We start from the raw sequence: 23,763 nt of genomic DNA, 5'->3' as shown, positions 1-23,763 counted from the left end.
ATATGTTTCTTAGCGTCATTACTGTCGCCTTTCGTAATTACGATGGGGTAGTAAAAACCTGGCGCTCGCTGCGCAATCTGGCACGCGACCCCAGCCTCACTTTTGAATGGATCGTGGTCGATGGCGGCTCGGACGATGGCACCGCAGAGTTTCTCGAAAAACGCAACGGTGAGTTCAACTTACGTTATATCAGCGAGAAAGATAAAGGCATCTACGACGCCATGAATAAGGGCATCGACATGGCGCAAGGTCGTTACGCGATCTTCCTTAACTCCGGTGATGTGTTCCATGAAGACGTCGCGTTGTTTGTGCGCCAGCTGATGCGTGAAAAAGAGAATGCCATGTATATCGGCGATGCGCTGCTCGATTTCGGCGACGGGAATAAAGTCAAACGTGCGGCAAAACATGGTTGGTATATTTATCATAGCCTGCCCGCCAGTCATCAGGCTATTTTCTTCCCGGTCAATGGCTTAAAAACCTACCCCTATGATTTGCAGTATAAGGTTTCATCCGATTACGCTCTTGCCGCCAGAATGTTTAAAGCGGGCTTCCCGTTTAAACGCATTAAAGGGTTGGTGTCGGAATTCTCAATGGGCGGCGTTTCAACCTCGAATAATCTGGAATTGTGCCAGGACGCCAAAAAAGTCCAGCGCAAAATATTACGAGTGCCTGGGTTCTGGGCGGAATTATCTTATTTTTTACGTCTGAAAACGACGGGTAAAACGAAAGCCCTCTATAACAAAGCCTGAATATAAGAGAACGTTATGCAGGATCTTAGTGGTTTTTCCATGCCGAAGGGGTTTCGCGGCGCAAACGGAATCAAAGTTCAATTGTGGTGGGCCGTACAGGCAACGTTATTTGCCTGGTCACCGCAGATTTTATATCGCTGGCGAGCATTTTTATTACGACTCTTCGGCGCAAAAATAGGAAAAAACGTAGTCATTCGTCCATCGGTAAAAATTACCTACCCGTGGAAATTAACCCTCGGAGATTATGCCTGGGTAGGGGATGACGCGGTGTTATATACCCTTGGCGACATTACCATCGGCGCAAACGCGGTGGTATCGCAAAAGTGTTATTTGTGCACTGGCAGCCACGATTTTATGAGCCCGCATTTTGATATTACCGCCACGCCTATTGTGATTGGTGAAAAATGCTGGCTGGCAACAGATGTTTTTGTTGCACCGGGTGTAACTGTTGGTGATGGCACCGTTATTGGCGCCCGCAGCAGCGTTTTTAAATCGCTACCGGCAAATGCAGTTTGCCGTGGCAATCCCGCAGTGGTGATACGCGAACGCGTAGAAACTGAAAAACTTTGATAAGTAGAGGAAAATAAACATGTCTAAAGTCGCTCTCATCACCGGCGTTACCGGACAAGATGGTTCTTACCTGGCAGAGCTGCTGCTGGAAAAAGGGTATGAAGTGCACGGTATTAAGCGTCGTGCCTCTTCATTTAACACAGAGCGTGTTGACCATATCTATCAGGATCCGCACGCGGCTAACCCGAAATTCCATCTGCATTACGGCGACCTGACCGACACCTCTAACCTGACCCGTATCCTGCAGGAAGTGCAGCCGGATGAGGTGTACAACCTGGGGGCAATGAGCCACGTTGCGGTCTCCTTTGAATCCCCGGAATACACCGCAGATGTTGACGCCATCGGTACCCTGCGTCTGCTGGAAGCGATTCGCTTCCTGGGCCTGGAGAAGAAAACCCGTTTCTATCAGGCATCCACTTCTGAGCTGTACGGCCTGGTGCAAGAGATCCCGCAGAAAGAGACCACCCCGTTCTACCCGCGTTCTCCGTATGCCGTAGCCAAAATGTACGCCTACTGGATCACTGTGAACTACCGTGAATCCTATGGCATGTATGCCTGTAACGGCATCCTATTCAACCACGAATCTCCACGTCGCGGCGAAACCTTCGTAACCCGTAAAATTACCCGCGCTATCGCTAATATCGCGCAGGGTCTGGAGAAGAAACTGCACCTGGGCAACATGGACTCCCTGCGTGACTGGGGCCATGCGAAAGATTACGTGAAAATGCAGTGGATGATGCTGCAGCAGGAAAAACCAGAAGATTTCGTTATCGCTACCGGCGTGCAGTACTCCGTGCGTCAGTTCGTAGAGATGGCCGCGGCGCAGCTGGGTATCAAACTGCGCTTTGAAGGCACTGGCGTTGAAGAGAAAGGTATCGTGGTCTCTGTAACCGGTCATGACGCACCGGGCGTGAAACCAGGCGATGTCATTGTTGAGGTTGACCCGCGTTACTTCCGTCCTGCTGAAGTTGAAACCCTGCTGGGCGACCCAACCAAAGCGCACGAAAAACTGGGCTGGAAGCCGGAAACCACGCTGCAGGAGATGGTCGCAGAGATGGTGGCAAAAGATCTCGAAGCCGCGAAGAAACACTCCCTGCTTAAGTCCCATGGCTACGAGGTTGCCATCGCGCTGGAGTCCTGAGAATGACAAAACAACGTATTTTTGTCGCCGGTCATCGCGGAATGGTGGGTTCCGCGATTGTTCGCCAGCTTGAACAGCGCGGCGACGTCGAGGTGGTTGTTCGCACCCGCGACGAGCTGAATCTGCTTGATGGCCGTGCGGTAGAAGATTTCTTTGCCAACACGCGCATTGACCAGGTCTATCTGGCGGCGGCGAAAGTGGGGGGTATTGTGGCGAACAATACCTACCCGGCGGATTTCATCTACGAGAACATGATGATCGAGAGCAACATCATTCACGCGGCGCATAAGCATGACGTGAACAAGCTGCTGTTCCTCGGATCCTCCTGTATCTACCCGAAAATGGCGAAGCAGCCTATCGCTGAGAGCGAACTGCTGCAGGGGACGCTGGAAGCGACCAACGAGCCGTACGCGATTGCCAAAATTGCCGGGATTAAGCTGTGTGAGTCCTACAACCGTCAGTACAACCGCGACTATCGCTCGGTGATGCCGACCAACCTGTACGGGCCGCACGATAACTTCCACCCGAGCAATTCGCACGTGATCCCGGCGCTGCTGCGTCGGTTCCACGAAGCCACTGCGGATAACGCACCGGACGTGGTGGTGTGGGGCAGCGGTACGCCGATGCGCGAGTTCCTGCATGTGGATGATATGGCGGCAGCCAGCATTCACGTGATGGAGCTGGATCGCGAGGTATGGCAGGAGAATACCGAGCCGATGCTGTCGCACATTAATGTGGGTACCGGCGTGGACTGCACCATTCGTGAGCTGGCACAGACCATCGCGAAAGTGGTGGGCTACAAAGGTCGCGTGGTGTTCGACGCCAGCAAACCGGACGGCACCCCGCGCAAACTGCTGGATGTGACCCGTCTGCATCAGCTGGGCTGGTATCACGAGGTATCACTGGAACAGGGGCTGGCAAGCACGTACCAGTGGTTCCTGGAAAATCAGCACCGCTTCCGGGGGTAATGATGTTTTTAAGTCAGGAAGATTTTGCCACGGTCGTTCGTTCCACTCCGCTCATCTCTATTGATTTGATCGTGGAGAACGAACGCGGCGAGTTCTTACTGGGGAAACGAACCAATCGTCCTGCACAGGGCTTCTGGTTCGTGCCCGGTGGGCGCGTACAGAAGGATGAGACGCTGGCGAATGCCTTTGAGCGACTGACTCTCGCGGAGCTGGGCCTGCGTTTGCCGATGGCGGCAGGGCAGTTTTACGGTGTCTGGCAGCACTTCTATGACGATAACTTTTCAGGTCCGGACTTCACCACCCACTACGTGGTGCTCGGTTTCCGTCTGAAGGTCAGTGAGGCAGACCTGCGTCTGCCTGACGCCCAGCATGACGACTACCGCTGGCTGACGCCAGAGGCGTTGCTGGCAAGCGACAATGTTCACGACAACAGTCGGGCCTATTTCCTTGCCGAGCGTCAGGCCGGGGTGCCGGGACTATGAAAATCCTCGTTTACGGAATCAACTACTCCCCAGAGCTGACCGGGATCGGAAAATACACCGGTGAGATGGTCGAGTGGATGGCGAGCCAGGGTCACGAGGTGCGGGTCATTACCGCACCGCCTTACTACCCGGAGTGGAAAGTGGGCGAACGCTACTCCGGCTGGCGTTATCGTCGGGAAGAGGGCAAGGCCACCGTGTGGCGCTGCCCGCTTTATGTACCGAAGCAGCCGTCGACGCTGAAACGTTTAATTCATCTGGGCAGCTTTGCCCTGAGCAGTTTCTTCCCGCTGATGGCGCAGCGTCGCTGGAAGCCGGATCGCATTATTGGCGTCGTGCCGACGCTCTTTTGCACACCAGGCATGCGTCTGCTGGGCAAACTCTCCGGCGCGCGCACCCTGCTGCATATTCAGGATTATGAAGTGGACGCCATGCTCGGCCTGGGAATGGCCGGCAAAGGGAAGGGCGGCACCGTTGCGAAGCTGGCGAGCGCCTTCGAGCGCAATGGCCTGCACAACGTCGATTACGTCTCGACCATCTCGCGCTCCATGATGAACAAAGCGCAGGAGAAGGGGGTGGCGGCGGAAAAAGTCATCTTCTTCCCTAACTGGTCGGAAGTGGCGCGCTTTCGTGACGTGACAGAAAGTGACGCTCAGGCACTGCGCACGCAGCTGGGTTTGCCTGACGAGCACAAAATCATTCTTTACTCGGGCAACATCGGCGAAAAGCAGGGGCTGGAGAGCGTGATCGAGGCTGCGACCCAGCTTAGCGACCAGCCATGGCAGTTTGTCATTGTTGGCCAGGGGGGCGGCAAAGCCCGACTGGAAAAAATGGCCACCGAACGCGGCCTGACGAATGTGAAATTTTTCCCGCTTCAGTCCTACGACGCATTGCCGGCGCTGCTAAAGATGGGCGATTGCCATCTGGTGGTACAGAAACGCGGCGCGGCAGATGCCGTCCTGCCGTCGAAGCTGACCAACATACTCGCCGTCGGCGGTAACGCAGTCATCACCGCCGAAGCCGAAACCGAATTAGGCCAGCTGTGCGACAGCTATCCAGGGATCGCCGTCTGCGTAGAGCCAGAGTCGGTCTCTGCCCTGGTCGCCGGCATTGAACAGGCACTCGCCATGCCAAAAGAGAACACGGTGGCACGTGAATATGCCGAACGCACGCTCGAAAAAGAGAACGTGCTGAGCCAATTTATTGCAGATATACGGGGATAAATCATGAGTCAAAGCAAACTGTATCCGGTCGTGATGGCTGGAGGCTCTGGTAGCCGGTTGTGGCCGCTGTCCCGCGTGCTCTATCCAAAACAGTTCCTCTGCCTGAAAGGGGAGCTCACCATGCTGCAGACGACAGTGAACCGTCTGAACGGCGTGGAGTGTGAAAGCCCGGTGGTGATCTGTAACGAACAGCATCGCTTTATTGTTGCCGAGCAGCTGCGCCAGCTGAACAAACTGACAGAAAACATCATTCTGGAGCCTGCCGGACGTAACACCGCGCCGGCCATTGCCCTGGCGGCACTGGCAGCAAAACGCAGCAGCCCGGAGTGTGACCCGCTGATGTTGGTGCTGGCGGCGGACCATGTCATCCAGCAGGAAGAGACCTTCCGCGATGCGGTTCGCGCCGCTATCCCCTATGCCGAAAACGGTAAGCTGGTGACCTTTGGTATCGTGCCGGACATGCCGGAAACCGGCTATGGCTATATTCGTCGCGGTGATGTGACGCCAGGCGAAGGCGACAGCGTGGCATTCGATGTGGCGCAGTTTGTCGAAAAACCGAATCTGGATACCGCGCAGGCCTATGTTGCCAGCGGGGAGTATTACTGGAACAGCGGCATGTTCCTGTTCCGCGCGGGGCGTTACCTCGAAGAGCTGGAGAAATATCGCCCGGATATTTTGCGCGCCTGTGAAAAAGCGATGAACGTCACCGACCCGGATCTCGATTTTATTCGCGTCGACGAAGCAGCATTCCTGGCCTGCCCGGAAGAGTCCGTGGACTACGCGGTAATGGAACGCACCGCCGATGCGGTGGTCGTGCCGATGGACGCGGGCTGGAGCGATGTGGGTTCGTGGTCATCCCTGTGGGAGATCAGTGCGCATACCGCAGAGGGCAATGTCCATCATGGCGATGTCATTAGCCATAAAACCGAAAACAGCTACGTGTATGCCGAGTCCGGCCTGGTAACTACCGTGGGGGTCAAAGACCTGGTGGTTGTGCAGACCAAAGACGCCGTGCTGATTGCTGACCGCAACGCCGTTCAGGATGTCAAAAAAGTGGTTGAGCAGATCAAAGCCGATGGCCGCCACGAGCACCATATCCACCGCGAAGTGTACCGTCCGTGGGGGAAGTATGACTCCATTGATGCCGGTGACCGCTATCAGGTGAAACGCATCACCGTGAAGCCGGGCGAGGGGCTGTCGGTGCAGATGCACCACCATCGCGCGGAGCACTGGGTAGTGGTGGCGGGAACCGCCAAGGTGACCATCGACGGCGAAATCAAACTGCTGGGTGAAAACGAATCCATCTACATCCCGCTGGGTGCAACCCACTGCCTGGAAAACCCAGGGAAAATTCCTCTCGACTTAATTGAAGTGCGCTCAGGCTCCTATCTCGAAGAGGATGACATCGTCCGCTTCCAGGATCGCTACGGGCGGGTGTAACCGCGCACTTGTTTGCCAGGTAGCGCGTCGCTTACCTGGCCTGTGAATAAATAAGAATGAAATTGGCCCGGGTATGGGTCGGGCCAACTGTTGCCTGAATAAGGGGTAATCATGGAAAAGTTAACCTGTTTTAAAGCCTACGATATTCGCGGCAAGCTGGGCGAAGAGCTGAACGAAGACATTGCCTGGCGTATTGGCCGCGCCTACGGCGAATATTTAAAACCGCAAACTATCGTGCTGGGCGGCGACGTGCGCCTCACCAGCGAGTCCCTGAAGCTGGCACTGGCAAAAGGGCTGCAGGACGCGGGCGTAGACGTGCTGGATATCGGCCTGTCCGGTACCGAAGAGATCTACTTCGCGACGTTCCACCTGGGGGTGGATGGCGGTATCGAAGTGACCGCCAGCCATAACCCGATGGACTACAACGGCATGAAGCTGGTGCGCAAGGGCGCCCGTCCTATCAGCGGTGATACCGGCCTGCGTGATGTGCAGCGCCTGGCGGAAGCCAACGATTTCCCGCCGGTCGATGAAGCCCGGCGCGGCAGCTACAAACAAATTAATCTGCAAAACGAGTATATCGACCACCTGCTGGGCTACATCAACGTGGCGAACCTGAAGCCGCTGAAGCTGGTGATCAACTCCGGCAACGGCGCGGCCGGCCCGGTGGTGGATGCGCTGGAGGCCCGCTTTAAGGCGCTGAACGTGCCGGTGACCTTTATCAAGGTTCACAACACCCCGGATGGCAACTTCCCGAACGGTATTCCCAACCCGCTGCTGCCTGAGTGCCGCGACGACACCCGCAACGCGGTGATCGAGCACGGCGCGGATATGGGCATCGCCTTTGACGGCGACTTTGACCGCTGCTTCCTGTTTGACGAGAAAGGGCAGTTTATCGAGGGGTATTACATCGTCGGCCTGCTGGCGGAAGCCTTCCTCGAGAAAAACCCGGGGGCAAAAATCATTCACGATCCGCGTCTCTCCTGGAACACGGTGGACGTGGTGAAGGCAGCAGGCGGCACGCCGGTGATGTCGAAAACCGGCCACGCCTTTATTAAAGAGCGTATGCGTGAAGAAGACGCCATTTATGGCGGCGAGATGAGTGCGCACCACTACTTCCGCGATTTTGCTTACTGCGACAGCGGGATGATCCCGTGGCTGCTGGTCACTGAGCTGCTCTGCCTGAAAGGGCAGACTCTGGGTGAGCTGGTGCGCGACCGCATGGCCGCCTTCCCGGCGAGCGGTGAGATTAACAGCAAGCTGGCACAGCCGGCCGAGGCGATTGCCCGCGTGGAGCATCATTTTGCCCTCCACGCGCTGGAGATTGACCGCACCGACGGGATCAGCATGGCCTTCCCGCAGTGGCGCTTCAACCTGCGTTCATCGAATACCGAGCCGGTAGTGCGTCTGAACGTGGAGTCCCGCGCCGACACGGCGATGATGGAAGCACGAACAAAGGACATTCTGGCGCTGTTGAATCAGTAATACGAAAACCTCCCCCTTACCCCGCCTTCTCCCCTTTGGCGAGAGGGCGGTGCGAGGGGAAAGGTAACGAAAGGAACAACGATGACAAATCTAAAAAAGCGCGAGCGAGCCAGAACGAATGCATCGTTAATCTCAATGGTGCAGCGTTTTTCGGATATCACCATCATGTTCGGTGGGCTGTGGGTGGTGTGTAAGCTCAGTGGGCTCTCGTTTTTATACATGCACCTGCTGATGGCGCTGATTGCGCTGGTGGTTTTCCAGATGATTGGCGGTATGACCGATTTTTATCGCTCATACCGTGGCGTAAAAATGACCACGGAGCTGATGTTATTACTGCAAAACTGGACGCTGAGCCTCATCTTCAGCGCAGGCCTGGTGGCCTTTAGCAGCGCTTTCGACAACAGTTTCAGTACTTATTTTTACTGGTATCTGCTGACCAGCGTCGGCATGGTCACCTGCCGCTCGTTGATTCGCTTCGGCGCGGGCTGGTTGCGCAACCGGGGATATAACAAGCGTTATGTGGCGGTAGCAGGGGATCTCCCGGTGGGGCTGGCCCTGATGGAGAGCTTTCGCAATGAGCCGTGGCTGGGTTTCGACGTAGTAGGGGTGTATCACGACGCCAAACCTGGCGGGGTGACCGCTGACTGGGCAGGCAACTACGAGCAGCTGATTGAGGATGCCAAAGCCGGCAAAATCCACAATGTTTATCTCGCCATCCCGATGAGCGAAGAGTCCTGCATTAAAAGGTTGATGCGAGAGCTGGCCGACACCACCTGTTCGGTGATCCTGATCCCGGACGTCTTTACCTTCAACATCCTCCATTCACGCATTGAAGAGGTTAACGGCGTGCCGGTCGTGCCTCTGTACGACACACCGCTCTCGGGTATCAACCGGGTACTGAAGCGCGTAGAGGACATCATCCTCTCCTCCCTGATTCTGTTACTGATCTCTCCGGTGCTGTGCGCCATTGCGCTGGCGGTGAAGTTCAGTTCGCCGGGGCCAATCATCTTCCGACAGACCCGCTACGGTATGGACGGTAAGCCTATCAAGGTCTGGAAATTCCGCTCTATGAAGGTGATGGAGAATGACACGGTGGTGACCCAGGCGACGCAGAACGATCCGCGCGTAACCCGCGTGGGCAATTTCCTGCGCCGTACCTCTCTTGATGAGTTGCCACAGTTCATCAACGTGCTGACCGGCGGTATGTCCATCGTGGGCCCGCGACCGCATGCGGTTGCGCACAACGAGCAGTATCGTGCGCTGATTGAAGGCTACATGCTGCGCCATAAAGTGAAGCCAGGCATTACCGGCTGGGCGCAGATTAACGGCTGGCGCGGTGAGACCGACACGCTTGAGAAGATGGAAAAACGAATTGAATTTGACCTGGAATACATCCGCGAATGGAGCGTCTGGTTCGATATCAAAATCGTTTTCCTGACGATCTTCAAAGGTTTTGTGAACAAAGCGGCGTACTAAGATGAGCTTACGAGAAAAAACCATCAGCGGCGCCAAATGGTCAGCCATGGCCACTATCATCATCATCGGCCTTGGGCTGGTGCAGATGACGGTGCTGGCGCGCATCATCGACAATCACCAGTTTGGTCTGCTGACCGTATCGCTGGTGATTATCGCCCTCGCCGATACTCTCTCGGATTTCGGCATCGCCAACTCCATTATCCAGCGCAAGGAGATTAGCCACCTGGAATTGACCACCCTTTACTGGCTGAACGTCGGGCTGGGACTGTCGGTCTTCGTGGTGGTGTTTCTGCTGAGCGATGTGATTGGTCATGTACTGAACAACCCGGATTTGGCCCCGCTGATTCGCACGCTGTCATTTGCCTTCGTATTGATCCCGCACGGGCAGCAGTTCCGTGCGCTGATGCAGAAGGAGCTGGAGTTCAACAAAATTGGCATGATTGAGACCAGTTCGGTACTGGCGGGCTTTACCTTTACCGTGATTAGCGCTCATTTCTGGCCGCTGGCGATGACCGCGATCCTGGGTTATCTGGTCAACACGGCGGTGCGTACCCTGCTGTTCGGCTATTTTGGCCGCAAAATTTACCGCCCCGGTTTGCACTTCTCCCTCAAGTCGGTCTCCTCCAACCTGCGCTTTGGCGCCTGGCTGACGGCCGACAGCATTATCAACTATGTGAATACCAACCTCTCAACCCTGGTGCTGGCGCGTATTCTCGGTGCCAGCGTCGCCGGGGGCTACAACCTGGCTTATAACGTGGCGGTGGTCCCGCCGATGAAGCTCAACCCGATCATCACCCGCGTGCTCTTCCCGGCCTTTGCCAAAATTCAGGATGATACCGAGAAGCTGCGGGTGAATTTCTACAAGCTGCTTTCGGTGGTGGGGATTATCAACTTTCCGGCGTTGCTGGGGCTGATGGTGGTTTCCAACAACTTTGTTCCGCTGGTCTTTGGCGAGAAATGGGTCTCGATCGTTCCCATTCTGCAGCTGCTGTGCGTGGTGGGTCTGTTGCGCTCGGTAGGTAATCCGATTGGTTCACTGCTGATGGCGAAAGCGCGCGTGGACATTAGCTTTAAATTCAATGTGTTCAAAACATTCCTGTTTATTCCCGCCATTATCGTGGGTGGACACATGGCCGGTGCGATCGGCGTGACGCTGGGCTTCTTGCTGGTACAGATAATCAATACCGTTCTGAGCTATTTCGTGATGATCAAACCGGTGCTGGGTTCCAGCTACCGTCAATACATCCTGAGCCTGTGGCTGCCGTTCTACCTTTCGTTACCGACGCTTGCGGTGAGTTACGGCTTAGGGGTTGCCCTGGGCGGTCACCTGGCGCTGGGAGCCTTGCTGGCGGCACAGATTGCCGCAGGGGCGCTGGCGTTCGTGGTCATGATTGTGCTGTCGCGTAATGCGCTGGTGGTGGAGTTGAAACGCCAGTTTTGCCGCAGCGAAAAGATGAAAACCTTATTGCGTGCAGGATGAGGGCCAAAGGCCGCATCCGCTGAATGAAGAACCCCTTTTAGAGGTCATTATGAAATTATTGATTCTTGGCAACCACACCTGCGGTAACCGCGGCGACAGCGCCATTCTGCGCGGTCTTCTGGATGCTATTAACACGCTTGCGCCTGAGACAGAAGTGGATGTAATGAGCCGCTATCCGGTGAGCTCCTCCTGGTTATTGAATCGCCCGGTGATGGGCGATCCGCTCTTTTCACAGATGAAGCAACATAACAGTGCGGCGGGCGTGGTGGGACGCGTCAAAAAAGTGCTGCGCCGTCGCTATCAACATCAGGTGCTCTTATCCCGTGTGACCGACACCGGCAAGCTGCGCAATATTGCGATTGCCCAGGGGTTTACTGATTTTGTGCGCCTGCTGTCGGGCTATGATGCGATTATTCAGGTGGGCGGCTCCTTCTTTGTCGACCTCTATGGCGTGCCGCAGTTCGAACATGCGCTCTGTACGTTTATGGCGAAAAAACCGCTGTTTATGATTGGTCACAGCGTGGGGCCATTCCAGGATCCGCAGTTTAATCAGTTAGCCAACTACGTATTTGGCCATTGTGACGCGCTGATTCTGCGCGAATCCGTGAGCCTTGATTTGATGAAACGTAGCGATATCGACACCAGCAAAGTCGAGCATGGCGTGGATACGGCCTGGCTGGTGGATCATCAGACGGAAAACTTCCAGCCGAGCTACGCGGTGCAGCACTGGCTGGACGTTGCAGCGAAGCAGAAAACCGTTGCCATTACCCTGCGCGAACTGGCGCCTTTCGACAAGCGTCTGGGCACAACCCAGGCTGCTTATGAGAAAGCCTTTGCCGGCGTGGTAAATCGTATCCTGGAGAGCGGCTACCAGGTGCTGGCGCTCTCTACCTGTACCGGGATCGACAGCTATAACAAAGATGACCGCATGGTGGCGCTGAACCTGCGCGAGCATGTCAGCGATCCGTCCCGTTATCACGTAGTGATGGATGAACTGAATGACCTTGAAATGGGCAAACTGCTGGGTGCCTGTGACCTGACGGTGGGAACCCGTCTGCACTCGGCTATCATCTCTATGAACTTTGCCACCCCGGCCATTGCCATCAACTATGAACACAAGTCGGCGGGCATTATGCAGCAGTTGGGGATGCCGGAGATGGCTATCGATATCCGTCACCTGCTGGATGGCTCGCTGGAGGCGATGGTCGCCGATACGCTGGGCTCGCTGCCGGCGGTTAATGAACGTCTGGCGGTTGCCGTGAAGGCCGAGCGCGAAAATGGCCTTAGCATGGTGAAATCGGTTCTCGATCGCATCGGGGAGGGGAAATGAAGGTTGGTTTCTTCTTGCTGAAATTCCCGCTGTCGTCAGAAACCTTTGTCTTAAATCAGATCACCGCGTTTATTGATATGGGATATGACGTGGAGATTATCGCCCTGCAAAAGGGCGATACGCAGAACACCCATGCGGCCTGGACTGATTATAATCTTGCGGCAAAAACGCGCTGGCTGCAGGTAGAGCCGCAGGGACGACTGGCAAAATTGCAATACCGTGCGCTGCGTACCCTGAGTGGTATGCATCGCCCCGCCACCTGGAAGGCGCTGAATGTCTCCCGCTATGGCGCGGAATCGCGCAATCTTATCCTCTCTTCTATTTGCGGCCAGACGCCGCAACCGCATCGGGCAGATGTTTTCATCGCCCACTTTGGTCCGGCGGGCGTTACGGCCGCCAAACTGCGTGAACTGGGCGTGATCGAAGGCAAAATCGCTACCGTGTTTCACGGGATCGATATCTCCAGCCGCGATGTGCTCAGCCACTACACGCCCGAATACCAACAGCTGTTTAAGCGCGGCGATATGATGCTGCCCATCAGCGACTTGTGGGCTGGGCGCCTGAAAACGATGGGATGCCCGACAGAGAAAATTACCGTCTCCCGCATGGGCGTGGACATGGATCGCTTTACCCAGCGTCCGGTCAAAGTGCCGGGTAAACCGTTGCAGATAATTTCCGTGGCGCGCCTGACCGAGAAGAAGGGGCTGCACGTGGCCATCGAGGCCTGCCGCCAGCTGAAAGCGCGCGGTGTCGATTTCCATTATCGCATTCTGGGTATCGGTCCCTGGGAGCGCCGTCTGCGCACGCTTATTGAGCAGTATCAACTGGACTCTCATGTTGAGATGCCGGGCTTCAAGCCCAGCCACGAAGTGAAAGCGATGCTCGACGAAGCCGATCTCTTCCTGCTGCCCTCCATTACCGGTACCGACGGGGATATGGAAGGCATTCCGGTGGCCTTAATGGAGGCGATGGCCGTGGGGATCCCAGTGGTCTCCACCGTGCATAGCGGGATCCCGGAGCTGATTGAACCCGGCCATTCCGGGTGGCTGGTAGCGGAAAATGATGCGCAGGCGCTGGCCGATCAGCTTGCCGCCTTTGGCGATATCGATAACGACACGCTGACGCCGGTTGTGCATAACGCTCGCCGTAAGGTGGAGACCGATTTTAACCAGCAGCGCATTAATCATCAGTTGGCCAGTCTGTTACAAACGCTATAAAACGGAGGCTCTATGCCGAAATTCATGACGCGACGCACGTTCGTCACTACCTGTTCATTGCTGGCGGTAACGCCTCTGGTAGGTGTGCGCGCCGCGACAAAGAGCGGCACGGTGAATATCCGCGATTATAACAACCGCGACTGGATCGCCGCCTTTAAGCAGGCCTTTGCCGAAAGCGATACGGTGGAAGTTCCGGCAGGATTAACCTGCGAGAACATCAACACCGGGATTTTCATTCCCCAGGGTAAAACCTTGCTGATACGCGGCGCGCTAACCGGCAATGGTCGCGGTCGCTTCGTTCTGCAGGATGGCTGTAAAGTTATAGGGGAAGGGGAGGGGAGAACCGAAAACATCACTCTCGATGTACGCGGTTCGAACTGCGAGATCAAAGGGCTGACCATGAGTGGATATGGTCCCGTTACGCAGATCTATATCGGCGGTAAAAAACCGAAGGTGATGCGCAATCTGCTGATCGATAACCTGACGGTAACCAAAGCGAACTACGCCATTCTGCGGCAGGGATTCCACAATCAGGTTGATGGCGCGAAAATCACCAACTGTCGCTTCAGTTACCTGCAGGGGGATGCCATCGAGTGGAACGTGGCGATCAATGACCAGAACATCCTGATTTCTGACCACGTTATCGACCATATTGACTGCACCAACGGTAAGATCAACTGGGGGATAGGTATCGGTCTGGCGGGTAGCACTTACGACAATGAGTACCCTGAAGATCAGTCGGTAAAAAACTTTGTCGTGGCCAACATCACCGGCAGCAACTGCCGCCAGCTCGTGCATGTTGAGAACGGTAAACATTTTATCATTCGCAACGTTAAGGCCCGTAATATCACGCCGGACTTCAGCAAAAAAGCGGGTATTGATAACGCAACGGTGGCAATCTATGGCTGCGATAACTTTGTCATTGATAACGTTGAAATGGTCGACAGCGCAGGCTTTCTCATTGGCTATGGCGTGATCAAAGGGAATTATCTCTCCATCCCGCAAAACTTTAAGCTGAACGATATCCGGTTGGATAATCGTCGTGCGGATAAAAAATTGCGCGGGATCCAAATCTCTTCAGGCAACGCGACGTCGTTTGTCGCTATCACCAACGTGAACATTCAGCGCGCCTCTCTAACCCTTCACAACAAACCGCAACACCTCTTTATGCGTAATATTCACGTGATGCAGGAGTCGACGACCGGCCCGGCGTTGAAGCTTAACTTCGACCTGCGCAAAGACGTTAGGGGCAAGTTTATGGCTAAGGAGGAAACGCTTCTGTCACTGGCGAACGTGAAGGCGGTGAATGAGAAGGGGCAGAGCTCGGTGGATATCGACCGGGTGGATCAACATGTGGTGAATGTGGATAGGTTGAATTTTGCGCTGCCACAACATTGATGTGGCGTATTTTGCGATGATTCCTGATCTCAAACGTGACGAATCGGATTACAACTACTGTAATTGACGGGGAGAATTACGTATTCTATCTCCAGATCAGGGCATTTCTCAGTGGCGAAATGAGTCTAAAAGGCTATAATTCGTCAACCATTTTAAGGTGGAAGAAACAATGATTAATTTGAAAGCAGTCATTCCGGTAGCGGGTCTGGGCATGCATATGTTGCCAGCCACTAAGGCAATTCCTAAAGAGATGCTGCCGATCGTTGACAAGCCGATGATTCAGTACATCGTCGACGAGATTGTTGCTGCAGGGATCAAAGAAATCGTTCTGGTCACGCATTCCTCCAAGAATGCCGTCGAAAACCATTTCGACACCTCCTACGAACTCGAAGCGCTGCTAGAGCAGCGTGTAAAACGTCAGCTCCTGGCCGAAGTGCAATCCATTTGCCCGCCGGGCGTGACAATTATGAATGTGCGTCAGGCTCAGCCCTTAGGTCTGGGTCACTCTATCCTGTGCGCACGCCCGGTAGTCGGTGATAACCCGTTTGTGGTTGTGCTGCCGGACATTATTCTGGATAACGCTACTGCCGATCCGCTGCGCTACAACCTGGCTGCCATGGTTGCACGATTCAACGAAACTGGTCGTAGTCAGGTTCTTGCTAAGCGTATGAAGGGCGATCTGTCTGAATACTCGGTTATCAAAACCAAAGAGCCGTTGGATTCTGAAGGTAAAGTCAGCCGTATCGTTGATTTTATCGAGAAACCGGATCAGCCACAGACCCTGGAATCTGATTTGATGGCAGTAGGGCGCTATGTGCTCAATGCTGAGATTTGGGCTGAGCTCGAGAAGACAGAACCTGGCGCCTGGGAGCGTATCCAGTTGACCGATGCCATTGCTGAACTTGCGAAGAAGCAGTCTGTTGATGCGATGCTGATGACAGGCGAAAGCTACGACTGCGGTAAGAAGATGGGGTATATGCAGGCGTTTGTTCAGTATGGGCTGCGGAACTTGAAGGAAGGGCAGAAGTTTAGGGACAGTATCCAGAAGATGTTTTGTAGATAGTTTGTTGAAATAAAAGTGAATTGATTTTGCTAAGCGGCAACCATCTAGGTTAGTTTTTTGCTAACACTGGTGTTTGTCGCTTTTGTTATTATTTTCAAGGAATTCATATGATAAACTTCAGAAATTCTGAATTTCCTCACACAGGATATGTACTTGGCTCTATGCGTGATAAGTACGACAGTTGATAGTCAGACTGAAGTTTTTTTAATGAAGCACTTGTCCGATTATTAACCTTCTCACAATACAATCTGCAATCACGCAGTGTACTGGTAGCTGTTAAGCCAGGGGCGGTAGCGTGGTTGAAAGCTGAACTATATTTTGATTGGTAAGAAAATGCTAAAAAAACTTATAAATTATTTTATCAGAAAATCAAAAGGATTAAATGTTGGCTTTGGTACTACTATAGTAAATAGTTCCTTTTCAAAAAATAATTGGCTAGGGAAGAATGTCTCATTAACTAATAGCCAGTTGGGAAGATACACATATATTTCAGATGAGTCGAGAGTTAGAGATTGTAATATTGGCGGTTTTTGCTCTATCGGCAGAAATGTAAAAATAGGATTAGCTTTTCACCCTGTCAACCATATATCCACTAGTCCATTTTTATACCGCCGTAATTTTCTCGGCATTAATGGTTTAAGCGAAAAAGATTTATTCAAATTGGAAGATTATCGAAGTACTAAAATTGGAAATGATGTCTGGATTGGCGACAATGTTATTATTTGCGGCGGGTGTACAATTAATGATGGTGTAATTATAGGCGCAGGAGCTGTTGTAACTAAAGACCTCGAGCCATTTGGAATATATGCTGGTGTTCCTGCAAGTTTAATAAAAAAAAGAAATCCACCACTAGAAACGAAAATTAATGGATCAATCAACTGGTGGGAATTGAATGAGTGTGATATTTCAAAAATTATAAGTCGATATGATGACTGATTTAAAACTTTCCGTTTTGTTCGGTATCGCTGCCAGATTATTAACTTTTTTTAATCAAGTACTATCAGTTCCATTAACAATTGCATTAATCGGCTTAAGTGAATTTACAAGATATAATGTTATGACTGCCGGTATTGCATGGCTTATTACGCTTGGTGGTTGTCTGCTTCCATCAGTTGTAGGCGACATTTCGAGAGCTAGATCAGATAATAATATAGAAGGCATTTCAGAGAAAGTTTCATCGGCTTTGACATTAATGCTCCTTTTTTGCCTTGTCATAGCCTTGCTTTATGTCGTTATATATCATGATTTAAGTATTGAATACCATACATTGATGTTTTTGACACTCTTGATATTATTTTCATCTACATCTGAAAATATTCGACAGGGCCTTGGGGAGAATTTTAAGAACTCAATCTATAATGGATTTTCTAATCTTTTATCTTTAGCGTGCATATTGGCTTTATATAATTTTAAGATCAACACCAATCTGCTGATAATACTCATCATAACAATTGGGAGTACAGCTTTATTTAAGTTCGCAAATTTATTGCCACTCTTTAGGTTGTTTTCTTTAGTTAGGATTTCTTATCACAGCTGTACTGAGATGATGAGAAAGGCTTTAGGCTTTGTATTAATATCTATAGCATATTACCTTAATAATGCTGGTGTTGTGACAATCCTTGGATACTTAAAATTTGATGGGGTGACAGAGTTTGTAATACTTCAAAAAATAATTCTAATAGTAATGGGGGTGGTCGTAATGATTCGAAATCCATTATGGGGAATTATAGCGAGCTCCAAATATAAAGGCCATGGTTCAACAATTTATAAGCAGTATCTTAAAGTATTAAAATTGTATGCTTGCTTATCAATAATAATTTTCCTTTTTTTCTATTGTTTTCTTTCACCTTTTATAAAAATTTGGGCTGGCGGTGTTCATATAGATAATGTCACTCTCATTGTATTTTCAATATACGTTGTGGTGATTATGGTGTCATATATAAACTCTGTCTTATATTATGGACTTGAATTATTTGGAAAAGTTTCCAAGCTATTAGTTGCTGAAGCCATTATTAATTTTGTATCAGTTGTGATCATTGCGCAACATAATTTAGAACTGTCTTACATTTTTTCTGTGATGATAGTAACTTCGATTATCATTAATGGTTTTATCTTTAGCTTAATCAAGAGAACATGTTTGAATGTATAAAATCAATAAAATAAAATATAATCTTGGAGATTATCTGTATTCATTTTTTATAGTATTGATGTTATTAGGTTATCCAATATTTTCTATATTAGCAACAATAGTTAACAACGACTCTTTAACTGTTTATTATAGAGGAGTTTGCCTTTTACTAGGGGCATTATCGTTAATAATTCCCAGTTCGTCTATAAAGGGAAAAAATACTTATAATAATACCCAGTTATTTATTGTTGCACTGCATATAATTTATATTAGTTGGGTTCTTTATTATTTTGCAAGCGGTTATAGCAATGAAAATTTGGATCTATCTTTTTATGTTAATAACTCAATCTTGTTTTCGTTAATTCCAGTATTATTCCTAACTAAAAATATTAACGAAGAGTTTTACCCATTATTGAAGAGCCACTTAAAACTTGTAATTATATTTTTTATTTTGTTGACTTATTACGGTTATACGTCTGGACTAAGTGATGAATATCGATTGTCATTTGATAAAATAAATCCTATATCTTTAAGTCTTTATGCAGCCATTGCAATTATTTTGTGTTTTTGGATATTTAAAACAAAATTCATAACCTGGCTCGTCGTACTACCGCTAGTAGCAATTATGATATTAAGTGGGTCGCGAGGGCCTCTAGTCGCTTTAGTCGCTGTTGCCTGCACTTTCACGTTCTTGCGTATGAGTTTTATAAAAAAAGTTTATTTGGTTTTTTTGGCGACATTGCTCATTGGTTTATTGTTCAGCTTTTATCAAACGGCAATTGAATATTTGCCTATATTGTCCAGGTTCAACTTTGCGACAACAGAAGGCGGATTGTCAGTAAATATTAGAGAGGAACAGTATAAATCAGCTTTTTCGATATTTTCTGATAATCCTTTCTTAGGCGGTAGTTTAGTTGAGCATTTTACCTATTATTATCCGCATAATATTATATTGGAAATGTTAATCACTGGTGGTGTTCTCCTTTTCCTAATTTATATGGTATGTTTTGCGAAATTCGCAACCGAACTGGTTAATGGGATAAGAAGGAAAATTCCTTCAGAGTTTATTATTATCTTCTTTATGCTATTAATATCCTATATGTTTACGTCCTCTCTTGCTGGAATAGGTTTACTCTATTATACAATGACCGTAATTACCAAAATGAATGTGGTGAAATAATACAAATGTTAAATATAATTACCGTAAATTGGAACAACCACAAGGGCTTGAATCAAACATTGAATTCGCTGCAATCGCAGACTTTGGCTAAAGACCACTGGCGATTTATTGCGATTGATGGTTTTTCCAAAGATGGTAGTGCTGAATTATTAAAGGGACAGCAAGATTGGATTGATACGTTAATAATAGAAAAAGATAATGGCGTATATGATGCAATGAATAAAGGTATTGCTAGCGTACCTAACAATGATTATTTTTTGTTTTTAAATTCTGGGGATATTTTAGCTAATTCAGACACATTAGAAGAATTACATAATTATATCAAAAATGATGATGAAAATGCTGACGTATATTATGGCGATAAAATTGATGAGTTTGGCATTTTGCAAAAGCCCTATACACCAGAGAGTATGCAATACGGCATTATAAATGCCTGCCATCAGTGCATAATATATAAAAAAAATAAAAATATGAAATATGATCTCAGATATAAATTATTTTCAGATTTAGATTTTACAATTCAGTATTATAAGTGCGATAGTGTTTTTAAATATATATCGATGCCCATAGCTGTCTACGAAGGAGGAGGGCTATCGAGTGTCCACCAATGGAAGACAAAAAAAGAAATTTATATAATTATTTTCAGACAATTTGGAATCATCAAATTAACTCGGTTCTTGTTTGTTAAAGCTCTACGATTTATAAATATAAAACATACCACTTTTCTCAATAAGCAACTTTAAAAAATATTATGAAAAAAAATATACCCTTTATAGTGGTACATAAAGGTCGACAAGACTATTTAAAGTCCTGTTTATCGTCAATACAACAATTTAATAAAGTTTATCTTCTGGGAGATGAAGAAAATAAAAATTTAACTTCTAACTGGATTAATTTGAATTCTCTCTCAAATAATTATACGAATACGTTCGATAAGGTGTATTTGCATCTATCTAGCAATTCTGAATTATTTGAAAAAATATGCTTTTATAGATATATTGCAATGTACGAATTCGCTAAGAAAAATAATATTGATGAATTTATACATTGCGATTCCGACATGTTAATGCTCCATGAATGTACTATGCTTTTTGATGATTTTGAAAATTATGGCGCTGCGTATTTTATTCCTCATGAACAATCTAATAACAGAATGACAGCTTCTCCTCATTTATGCTACTGGAAATTAGATGTATTGGAAGAGTTTATTAGATTTTTCATTGAGCAGTATCAAATTAAATCAAGAGTTCTTATTGAAAAATATAATTATCATATACAGAACAAAATCCCGGGTGGCATTTGTGATATGACGTTATTGTATATGTTTGCTCATAACCGCAAAGATATCCTAAATTTATTTAACATAGATAACTATTATCTCAACTTCAACGTCTCCACTAATGAATCTATGAATTGCGGACGAGAGTATATTATTTTTGATCATAAATACAAAGTTATTAATAAAAAGTTATTTTATAAATATAATGACAATATTGTTCCTGTTGCATTTTTGCACATGCAGGGCAGCGCTAAAAGATTTATGAAATATGCAAAAGCTAAGCAATATCGACGACTGTTTTTTTGTGTATCAATTTTAAACATTATTCGATTGATTAAGATAAAAAGATAAGGCAAGAAATGAAATTAGTAATAGTTTATCATTACTTCGCACATTATAGAAAAGCAGTTATAAATGAGTTAATAAACACAGCAAGAGATCATAATGATTCAATTATCTTTATCGCTGATAATCATGCAAATGAACCAAATTTAAAAGTTTATGATTTTTCCGATAATGATAAATATTTTAAGAAAGTTAAAAACTGTTGGTTCGGTAAATTCTTGTGGCAAAAGGGGATCTTAAAAAAAATATATTCAGAGTCTCCCGATGTGATTATATTTTTAGGGCAGTTTAATTTTATTTCAACTTGGATCGCCTCGATTGTTTTCAAACTATTAGGGAAAAAAATACTTTTTTGGGGGCATGGCGTTTATGGCAGTGAAACGGGTCTTAAAAAAATAATAAGAGATCTCTTTAATAATTTGCCGCATATTTATATGACTTATGGCGAACATGCTAAACGATTGATGTCAGACAGAAAAAAAATATCTGTAATATATAATAGTTTAGATGTTGATCGACAAGATAAGTATTATAATACTCTTGTGTTAGATGAAAAAACATGCCATTCCCCACATATGAATTGTGTTGAAAAGACTAAATTGCTTTTTGTTGGCAGGCTCACAAAGATTAAAAAGCTAGATATTCTCCTTAAAGCATTAAATCATCTTGATAGGTCGTTGTATGAATTATTGATAATTGGTACAGGTCCTGAAGAAAAAAATTTAAAAGATCTAGTTGATAAATGTGGTCTGAACGATATTGTCTATTTCAAAGGTGCACTTCATGATGAGAAGCAATTATCGCTGCTGATATATAGCAGTGATATTTGTGTTTCTCCAGGCAACGTTGGGCTTACTGCTATGCATGCTTTAGTATATGGAACCCCAGTAATAACCAATGATGATTTTTCACACCAAATGCCGGAATTTGAAGTGATCGAACCTGGAGTAAATGGAGATTTTTTTGTAGACAATGATATTTTGTCATTAGCTGATAAAATAGAAAAATGGCGCTTAATAATTGCTAAGGTAGGTCGTAATGAAATCAGAGATAAATGTAGAAGACCAATTTTAGAATTTTATAATCCTAAAAACCAGGCTCGCCTGATCTGGGAGAATGTTAAAAAAGATGATGCGGATATTTAAAAAAAACAAAGCATTTTACGAATTCGTAAGACATTTTTATACATCAATTTTTAAAATTAAATATGGTGTATATGGCGTTGACTCTAGCGCACGAGTCTTGAAGCCGCTGTTTCTATCTAAAGATTTTTGTCTGGGTAAATATTCATTTATTAATAAAGGATGTTTTATTGGCCCTAAAGTGAGTTGCGGTAATTATGTCATGTTTGGTCCATATGTTGTTATAGCAGGAAGCGATCATGCGTTTGATGTAATCGGTCAACCAATGTATTTCTCTGGTCGTCAAGAGGTTGATGAAACCAAAATAGGTAATGATGTATGGATAGGTGCTAATTCATGTATAAAAGCAGGAGTTTCTATAGGTGAGGGCGCCATTATTGGTATGGGCAGCGTGGTTTTAAAAGATGTCAAACCTTATTCAATAGTTGCAGGAAATCCGGCAAAATTTATTAGAATGAGATTCGATGAATTTGAAATAGAAGCTCATAGCAAAAAAATTTCAGATAGTTCACAAGTTAATAGAAATTATTGTATATAAGTGAAAGAGGAAAAGATGAAAAAAGCATTAATAACAGGCGTTACTGGACAGGATGGCTCCTATCTTGCAGAATTTTTGTTAGAAAAGGGTTATGAAGTTCATGGTATTAAACGTCGAGCGTCCTCATTCAATACTGAGCGTGTTGACCACATATATCAAGATCGTCATAACGAAGATCCACATTTCATTTTGCATTATGGCGATTTAACCGATACATCAAATCTTGTCAGATTGATTCAGGAAATCCAACCCGATGAAGTGTATAACTTGGGGGCACAGTCACACGTAGCTGTATCATTTGAATCTCCTGAATACACTGCAGATGTTGATGCAATGGGGACTTTACGGTTACTTGAAGCAATTCGTATCTGTGGGCTTGAGAAAAAAACGCGCTTTTACCAGGCCTCTACTTCAGAGCTGTATGGGCTTGTTCAGGAAATACCTCAGCGGGAGACAACTCCATTCTATCCTCGCTCCCCTTATGCTGTAGCGAAATTGTATGCGTATTGGATTACCGTCAACTATCGTGAATCTTACGGTATGTACGCATGTAATGGGATTTTGTTCAACCATGAATCTCCACGCCGGGGTGAAACATTCGTAACACGCAAAATTACGCGTGCAATGGCCAATATTTCTCAAGGCATTGAAAATTGTTTATATCTGGGCAACATGGATTCCTTACGTGACTGGGGCCATGCAAAAGATTATGTACGTATGCAATGGATGATGCTTCAGCAAGATCATCCTGAAGATTTTGTAATTGCTACAGGCAAACAAATCACTGTGCGGGAATTTGTCCGTATGTCTGCTAAAGAAGTTGGTCTTGAAATCGAATTCAGTGGAAATGGAGTCGATGAAATTGGCACTGTAAGTAATAAAACTTCTGATTGTGCGATTGGTGTAAACGTGGGAGATGTAATTGTCCGCGTAGATCCCCGCTATTTCCGTCCAGCAGAAGTAGAAACGTTACTGGGAGATCCGACAAAAGCAAAAAATGTTTTGGGTTGGGTTCCTGAAATCACAGTTGAGGAAATGTGTGCCGAAATGGTAGCAAATGATTTGGCTAAAGCTAAACAGCATGCTCTCCTCAAGAGTCATGGCTATGACGTGTCTGTTTCACTGGAGCGTTAAG

22 protein-coding genes are annotated in these 23,763 nt (G+C 47.8%); all 22 read left to right on the top strand.

The genetic code is table 11. From position 1 onward, the window contains the following. Positions 1-2 precede the first annotated feature (2 nt). On the top strand, positions 3-749 hold the full coding sequence (gene wcaE / locus B3511_RS12760) for a colanic acid biosynthesis glycosyltransferase WcaE (RefSeq protein WP_046884800.1): 747 nt from the start codon (positions 3-5) through the stop codon (positions 747-749). A gap of 15 nt (positions 750-764) precedes the next feature. Then, on the top strand, positions 765-1,319 hold the full coding sequence (wcaF, locus tag B3511_RS12755) for a colanic acid biosynthesis acetyltransferase WcaF (protein WP_040074893.1): 555 nt from the start codon (positions 765-767) through the stop codon (positions 1,317-1,319). Positions 1,320-1,338: 19 nt separating this feature from the next. After that, positions 1,339-2,460 carry a GDP-mannose 4,6-dehydratase gene (gene gmd, locus B3511_RS12750; RefSeq protein WP_040074894.1) on the top strand — a complete coding sequence of 374 codons (1,122 nt, stop codon included), beginning with the start codon at positions 1,339-1,341 and terminating at the stop codon, positions 2,458-2,460. Between the two features lie 2 nt (positions 2,461-2,462). Beyond that, positions 2,463-3,428 (top strand): GDP-L-fucose synthase, encoded by a 966-nt coding sequence (fcl, locus tag B3511_RS12745; protein ID WP_207292053.1) that lies wholly within the window; start codon positions 2,463-2,465, stop codon positions 3,426-3,428. A 2-nt stretch (positions 3,429-3,430) separates the two neighbouring features. Then, positions 3,431-3,910: a GDP-mannose mannosyl hydrolase gene (locus tag B3511_RS12740; RefSeq protein WP_040074896.1), complete on the top strand. Its 480-nt coding sequence runs from the start codon at positions 3,431-3,433 to the stop codon at positions 3,908-3,910. Beyond that, positions 3,907-5,130 (top strand): colanic acid biosynthesis fucosyltransferase WcaI, encoded by a 1,224-nt coding sequence (wcaI, locus tag B3511_RS12735; RefSeq protein ID WP_046884803.1) that lies wholly within the window; start codon positions 3,907-3,909, stop codon positions 5,128-5,130. Before B3511_RS12740 ends, wcaI begins: the two co-directional genes overlap by 4 nt. A gap of 3 nt (positions 5,131-5,133) precedes the next feature. Then, on the top strand, positions 5,134-6,570 hold the full coding sequence (gene cpsB / locus B3511_RS12730; protein ID WP_040074898.1) for a mannose-1-phosphate guanyltransferase: 1,437 nt from the start codon (positions 5,134-5,136) through the stop codon (positions 6,568-6,570). Between the two features lie 111 nt (positions 6,571-6,681). Beyond that, positions 6,682-8,052 (top strand): colanic acid biosynthesis phosphomannomutase CpsG, encoded by a 1,371-nt coding sequence (cpsG, locus tag B3511_RS12725; RefSeq protein WP_040074899.1) that lies wholly within the window; start codon positions 6,682-6,684, stop codon positions 8,050-8,052. Between the two features lie 81 nt (positions 8,053-8,133). Beyond that, positions 8,134-9,528, top strand: a complete 1,395-nt coding sequence (gene wcaJ / locus B3511_RS12720) for an undecaprenyl-phosphate glucose phosphotransferase (protein ID WP_040074900.1) — start codon at positions 8,134-8,136, stop codon at positions 9,526-9,528. A 1-nt stretch (position 9,529) separates the two neighbouring features. Then, the gene (wzxC, locus tag B3511_RS12715; protein WP_286782659.1) at positions 9,530-11,008 is read left to right on the top strand and encodes a colanic acid undecaprenyl disphosphate flippase WzxC; all 1,479 of its coding nucleotides are present in this window, start codon (positions 9,530-9,532) and stop codon (positions 11,006-11,008) included. Between the two features lie 49 nt (positions 11,009-11,057). Continuing rightward, positions 11,058-12,338 (top strand): colanic acid biosynthesis pyruvyl transferase WcaK, encoded by a 1,281-nt coding sequence (gene wcaK, locus B3511_RS12710; RefSeq protein WP_040078439.1) that lies wholly within the window; start codon positions 11,058-11,060, stop codon positions 12,336-12,338. Next, positions 12,335-13,555 (top strand): colanic acid biosynthesis glycosyltransferase WcaL, encoded by a 1,221-nt coding sequence (gene wcaL, locus B3511_RS12705; protein WP_040074903.1) that lies wholly within the window; start codon positions 12,335-12,337, stop codon positions 13,553-13,555. Before wcaK ends, wcaL begins: the two co-directional genes overlap by 4 nt. 12 nt (positions 13,556-13,567) lie before the next feature. Continuing rightward, positions 13,568-14,953, top strand: a complete 1,386-nt coding sequence (gene wcaM, locus B3511_RS12700) for a colanic acid biosynthesis protein WcaM (RefSeq protein WP_286782656.1) — start codon at positions 13,568-13,570, stop codon at positions 14,951-14,953. Between the two features lie 169 nt (positions 14,954-15,122). Further along, positions 15,123-16,016: a UTP--glucose-1-phosphate uridylyltransferase GalF gene (gene galF, locus B3511_RS12695; protein WP_286782654.1), complete on the top strand. Its 894-nt coding sequence runs from the start codon at positions 15,123-15,125 to the stop codon at positions 16,014-16,016. A 333-nt stretch (positions 16,017-16,349) separates the two neighbouring features. Further along, positions 16,350-16,952 carry a CatB-related O-acetyltransferase gene (locus B3511_RS12690; RefSeq protein ID WP_286782652.1) on the top strand — a complete coding sequence of 201 codons (603 nt, stop codon included), beginning with the start codon at positions 16,350-16,352 and terminating at the stop codon, positions 16,950-16,952. Next, the gene (locus B3511_RS12685; protein ID WP_286782650.1) at positions 16,942-18,165 is read left to right on the top strand and encodes a hypothetical protein; all 1,224 of its coding nucleotides are present in this window, start codon (positions 16,942-16,944) and stop codon (positions 18,163-18,165) included. The genes B3511_RS12690 and B3511_RS12685 overlap by 11 nt, the downstream gene beginning before the upstream one ends. After that, positions 18,158-19,324: an O-antigen ligase family protein gene (locus tag B3511_RS12680; RefSeq protein ID WP_286782648.1), complete on the top strand. Its 1,167-nt coding sequence runs from the start codon at positions 18,158-18,160 to the stop codon at positions 19,322-19,324. Before B3511_RS12685 ends, B3511_RS12680 begins: the two co-directional genes overlap by 8 nt. A gap of 5 nt (positions 19,325-19,329) precedes the next feature. Continuing rightward, positions 19,330-20,067: a glycosyltransferase gene (locus B3511_RS12675; protein WP_286782646.1), complete on the top strand. Its 738-nt coding sequence runs from the start codon at positions 19,330-19,332 to the stop codon at positions 20,065-20,067. 341 nt (positions 20,068-20,408) lie between these two features. Beyond that, entirely contained in the window at positions 20,409-20,954 is a 546-nt protein-coding gene (locus B3511_RS12670) for a hypothetical protein (RefSeq protein ID WP_286782644.1), read from the top strand. A gap of 8 nt (positions 20,955-20,962) precedes the next feature. After that, positions 20,963-22,093 carry a glycosyltransferase family 4 protein gene (locus B3511_RS12665; RefSeq protein ID WP_286782642.1) on the top strand — a complete coding sequence of 377 codons (1,131 nt, stop codon included), beginning with the start codon at positions 20,963-20,965 and terminating at the stop codon, positions 22,091-22,093. After that, the gene (locus B3511_RS12660; protein ID WP_286782640.1) at positions 22,065-22,628 is read left to right on the top strand and encodes a CatB-related O-acetyltransferase; all 564 of its coding nucleotides are present in this window, start codon (positions 22,065-22,067) and stop codon (positions 22,626-22,628) included. The genes B3511_RS12665 and B3511_RS12660 overlap by 29 nt, the downstream gene beginning before the upstream one ends. 15 nt (positions 22,629-22,643) lie before the next feature. Beyond that, positions 22,644-23,762 carry a GDP-mannose 4,6-dehydratase gene (gmd, locus tag B3511_RS12655; protein WP_286782638.1) on the top strand — a complete coding sequence of 373 codons (1,119 nt, stop codon included), beginning with the start codon at positions 22,644-22,646 and terminating at the stop codon, positions 23,760-23,762. Position 23,763 lies beyond the last annotated feature (1 nt).

The organism is Leclercia sp. UBA1284, assembly GCF_002308415.1.
GTDB lineage: Bacteria > Pseudomonadota > Gammaproteobacteria > Enterobacterales > Enterobacteriaceae > Enterobacter > Enterobacter pneumoniae.
Note: the sequence above shows the minus strand (reverse complement) of the source record. Positions and strands in the feature narration are given on the sequence as shown.